The organism is Micromonospora sp. NPDC004540 (assembly GCF_040610095.1).
Lineage (GTDB): Bacteria > Actinomycetota > Actinomycetes > Mycobacteriales > Micromonosporaceae > Micromonospora.
The window spans coordinates 1-3,672 of record NZ_JBEXLR010000188.1 but is presented as its reverse complement, the minus strand read 5'-3'; the positions used below and the strand labels follow the sequence as shown (position 1 = coordinate 3,672).

Genomic DNA, 3,672 nt, shown 5'->3' with positions numbered 1-3,672 from the left:
CGGAACTACAAGCCCTCGCGCGTGAGATGCACGAGGAGCTCGGTGTTCACATTGTGGCGGAGTCCGCTTCACGCTTGGGCGTCTTGCATGCCGGCCGCCGGCCGGCGGGGACGGGCCGGTGCGGCAACCGCAGCCGGGGAGGTGGTCGTGGTCGGTGGGTCAGCCCAGGTGGATCGAGGTGCGGGGCTCGGTGCCGGTGTAGCCGAGCCGGCGGTAGAGCCGGATCGCCCCGACGTTGGCGGTGTAGACGCCGAGCGCCACCTGGCCGTACCGGGCGGACAGGGCGCGGGTCATCCCGGCGGTGAGCGCCGCGCCGAGCCCGCGGCCCCGGCGGTCGGGCGCCACGGTCAGCCCGGCCAGGAAGCCGACGTCCCCCCGACTGCGGTCCGCGCCGCAGGCCACCAGGCGGTCGCCGTCGCGGATGCCGTACCAGTCGACGATGCGCGGGTCGCCCGGACGGGAGGTCGTGCTGGGGAACGCCGCGTCGATGAGCGCGGCCAGCGCGGGGTGGTCGGCCTCGGTGAGACGGACCACCCGCTCCTCCGCCGGCTGCTCGGGCGGCGCGGTGGTGGTCCAGAGGAAGTCCCACTCGTCCAGCCGGGCCACGGTGAGCCGCTCGGCCACCTCCGCCGCGGCCGTCCGGGGCAGGTGCAGCCATTGGCCGGCGCGCAGCGTTCCGTCCGCCACCAGGCCCGCGAAGACGTCCAGCGCCGGCCCGGCCGCCCCGAGCGCGCCGCCGGCCGGCCCCTGGTCCGGCGGGAGCAGCCAGCCGACCGCGCCGTCCCGCCGCCAGCCCCGCGCCTCCCGGTCCCGCCACAGGGCGTGCCGGGCGTACGGGTGGTGGCCGGTGGCGGCGAGCAGGGTGTTCCGCCCCAGCAGGACCTGGTCGGCAGTGATCATGCGGCCAGCCTACGAGAGGAGAATCCGTGACCCCCATCCGCTCCGCACGACCGGTGCGGCTGCCCGGTCCCCGCTGCATCCTGCGTGAACTGGGCGACGCCGACGTCGCGCCGCTGTACGCGCTGATGACCGACCCGCGGGTCTTCGACCGGGTGCTCGACGAGCAGCCGCCCTCGCCCGACGAGCTCCGGGACGCCGTGTCGGCGTGGCGGGCCGAGGCCGACGGGGACCCGCGGCCGGTGTACCGGCTGGCCGCCGTCGACGGGGACCGGCTGGTCGGGATGGGCACCCTGACCGTGGAGAGCCCACCGCACCGGCGCGGGGAGATCGGCTACGTGGTGCACGCCGACCACTGGGGCCGGGGCCTCGGCAGCGAGATCGCCGGCCTGCTGCTGCGGCTGGCGTTCGAGCAGGTGGGCCTGCACCGCGTCGAGGCGACCACCCGGCCCGACCACGTCGCCTCGGTCCGGGTGCTCGAGAAGGCCGGCATGCGGCCGGAGGGGATCAGCCGGGACCACCTACTGGTCCGCGGCTCCTGGTGGGACTCGGTGCGGTACGCGATCCTCGCCACCGACCGCTGACGTCGCCCGCCGCCGGAGAGCCGGCGTTCCACGGTGGAGATTGACGAACAGACCGATTGGGTACATCCGTCGCCGACCTACTGGGACCCCCCACCGGAGGAACGACCATGCTCGCCATTCTCGCGGCCATCGTGTTCGGCTTCGCCCTGTTGATCGACTTCCTGAACACGAACCTCGGCGCGCCCGACCTGTTCAACACCCACACCCTCATGCTCATCGGCTTCCTGCTGCTCTCCCTCTACCTGGCCGGCGTGGGCGCCGGCCCCCGGGGCGGTGGTGGCGGCCGGTGGTACCGGGGCCGGCGTCCGGGTCGCGGCTGACCGGAAACGACCACCCGGGCCGGGCCGGCGGCGCGATTCCAGCGTCGTCGGCCCGGCCCGGTACTGTTCTCGTGATGGAATCCGACGCCCTCTTCACCCTCGGCGCACCCGCCGGAGCGCCCAGCGCCCCCGCGGGTTCCGGCGGCGTCGACGGGTTCACCGCCACCGCGGCGGATTCGCCGCTGCCCGTCCGGATGCGGCCGGCCCGCATCGACGAGCTGGTCGGTCAGGACCACCTGCTCGCCCCGGGCGCCCCGCTGCGCCAGCTGGTCGAGGCGGCGGCCCCGATGTCGGTGATCCTCTGGGGGCCGCCCGGCAGCGGCAAGACCACCATCGCGCACCTGGTGGCCCGGGCCACCGACCGCCGCTTCGTCGCCATGTCCGCGCTGACCGCCGGTGTGAAGGACGTCCGCGCGGTGATCGAGACCGCCCGTCGGCAGCGCCGCGCCGGCGGCCCGCCGACCGTGCTCTTCATCGACGAGGTGCACCGGTTCAGCAAGACCCAGCAGGACTCGCTGCTCGCCGCCGTCGAGGACCGGACGGTCACCCTGCTCGCGGCGACCACCGAGAATCCGTACTTCTCGGTCATCTCACCGCTGCTGTCCCGCTGCGTGCTGCTCACCCTGCAGCCGCTGGACGACGACGCCGTCCGCGGCCTGCTGCGCCGCGCGGTCGCCGACGAGCGCGGGCTGGGCGGCGCGCTCACCCTGGAGACCGACGCCGAGGACCACCTCGTCCGCCTCGCCGGCGGCGACGTCCGCAAGGCGCTTACCGCGCTGGAGGCGGCGGCGGCCACCGCGACCGCGCTCGGCGCCGGCCGGATCGACCTCGCCGTCGCCGAGCAGGCGGTCGACGTGGCGGCCGTCCGCTACGACCGCGACGGCGACGCCCACTACGACGTGACCAGCGCGTTCATCAAGAGCATGCGCGGCTCGGACGTGGACGCCGCGCTGCACTGGCTGGCCCGCATGCTGGTCGCCGGCGAGGACGCCCGGTTCATCGCCCGGCGCATGGTCATCTTTGCCAGCGAGGACGTCGGCATGGCCGACCCCACCGCGCTGACCGTCGCCACCGCCGCCGCCCACGCCGTGGAATACGTCGGCCTGCCCGAGGCCCAGCTCAACCTGGCCCAGGCGGTCATCCACCTGGCCACCGCCCCGAAGTCCAACTCGGCCACCACGGCCATCGGCGCGGCCATCGCCGACGTGCGCGCCGGCCGCGGCGGGGCGGTGCCGCGCGGGCTGCGCGACTCCCACTACGCCGGCGCCCGGGGCCTCGGGCACGGCGCCGGCTACCGCTACCCGCACGACGACCACCGCGGGGTGGTCACCCAGCAGTACGCTCCGGACGACCTCGTCGGGACCGACTACTACCAACCCAGCGGGCACGGCGCGGAGCGGGCGGTGGCCACCCGGCTGCCGCTGCTGCGCCGGATCGTGCGCGGGCTGCCCGCGCCGCCGGCGCGGGCCGAGGCCGCGGTGAACGGCGTCCGCCCGGCGGGCGCCACCGCGCCCGGGCACACGTCACCGGGCGCCGAGCGGGTCGACGGGGCGAACGAGGGCGGCAGCGACGCCGTCGGGGAGGGTCAGCAGTGATGGCGCGTGGTCCGGAGCGACCGGCGGACGGCCCCGACGAGGGGCGCGACCCGCGTGCCAAGGGCCGCCGGTGGGGGCGGGGCAAGGCCGACGCCGAGCCCGAGGCGGCGACCGCCGGCGAGGAGTTCGGCTGGATCGACGACCTGCGGACGGCCAAGCAGCAGCGCAGCGACCTCGGCCCGGACGGCGAGGCGCCCGGCGCCGTGCCGCCGGCGCGGGGCGGTGTGCCGCCCGCCGCGCCGGGGTCCCGGCCGGGTCCGCCCGCGTCCGAGCCGC

4 protein-coding genes and 1 pseudogene are annotated in these 3,672 nt (G+C 76.3%); 4 read left to right on the top strand and 1 reads right to left on the bottom strand.

Going from position 1 to position 3,672, the window contains the following annotated elements; all coding sequences use genetic code 11:
• Positions 1 to 159: 159 nt before the first annotated feature.
• The gene (locus tag ABZV78_RS31470; RefSeq protein ID WP_355644456.1) at positions 160 to 900 is read right to left on the bottom strand and encodes a GNAT family N-acetyltransferase; all 741 of its coding nucleotides are present in this window, start codon (positions 898 to 900) and stop codon (positions 160 to 162) included.
• Between the two features lie 26 nt (positions 901 to 926).
• Between ABZV78_RS31470 and ABZV78_RS31465 the strand changes: the two genes are divergently transcribed.
• The 4 genes and pseudogenes from ABZV78_RS31465 to ABZV78_RS31450 form a co-directional block, all read left to right on the top strand.
• Positions 927 to 1,481 (top strand): GNAT family protein, encoded by a 555-nt coding sequence (locus ABZV78_RS31465; protein WP_355644455.1) that lies wholly within the window; start codon positions 927 to 929, stop codon positions 1,479 to 1,481.
• Positions 1,482 to 1,588: 107 nt separating this feature from the next.
• Positions 1,589 to 1,801: a hypothetical protein gene (locus ABZV78_RS31460; protein WP_355644453.1), complete on the top strand. Its 213-nt coding sequence runs from the start codon at positions 1,589 to 1,591 to the stop codon at positions 1,799 to 1,801.
• Positions 1,802 to 1,875: 74 nt separating this feature from the next.
• Positions 1,876 to 3,396: a replication-associated recombination protein A gene (locus ABZV78_RS31455; protein WP_355644451.1), complete on the top strand. Its 1,521-nt coding sequence runs from the start codon at positions 1,876 to 1,878 to the stop codon at positions 3,394 to 3,396.
• Positions 3,396 to 3,672 (top strand): annotated as a pseudogene (locus ABZV78_RS31450) (hypothetical protein); the annotation flags it as partial. The gene ABZV78_RS31455 and the pseudogene ABZV78_RS31450, both read left to right, overlap by 1 nt.

Excerpts from the sequence above, each read along its gene's own strand:
- ABZV78_RS31470 (WP_355644456.1), bottom strand. The coding sequence starts at position 900 with ATGATCACTGCCGACCAGGTCCTGCTGGGGCGGAACACCCTGCTCGCC.
- ABZV78_RS31460 (WP_355644453.1), top strand. The coding sequence starts at position 1,589 with ATGCTCGCCATTCTCGCGGCCATCGTGTTCGGCTTCGCCCTGTTGATC.
- ABZV78_RS31455 (WP_355644451.1), top strand. The coding sequence starts at position 1,876 with ATGGAATCCGACGCCCTCTTCACCCTCGGCGCACCCGCCGGAGCGCCC.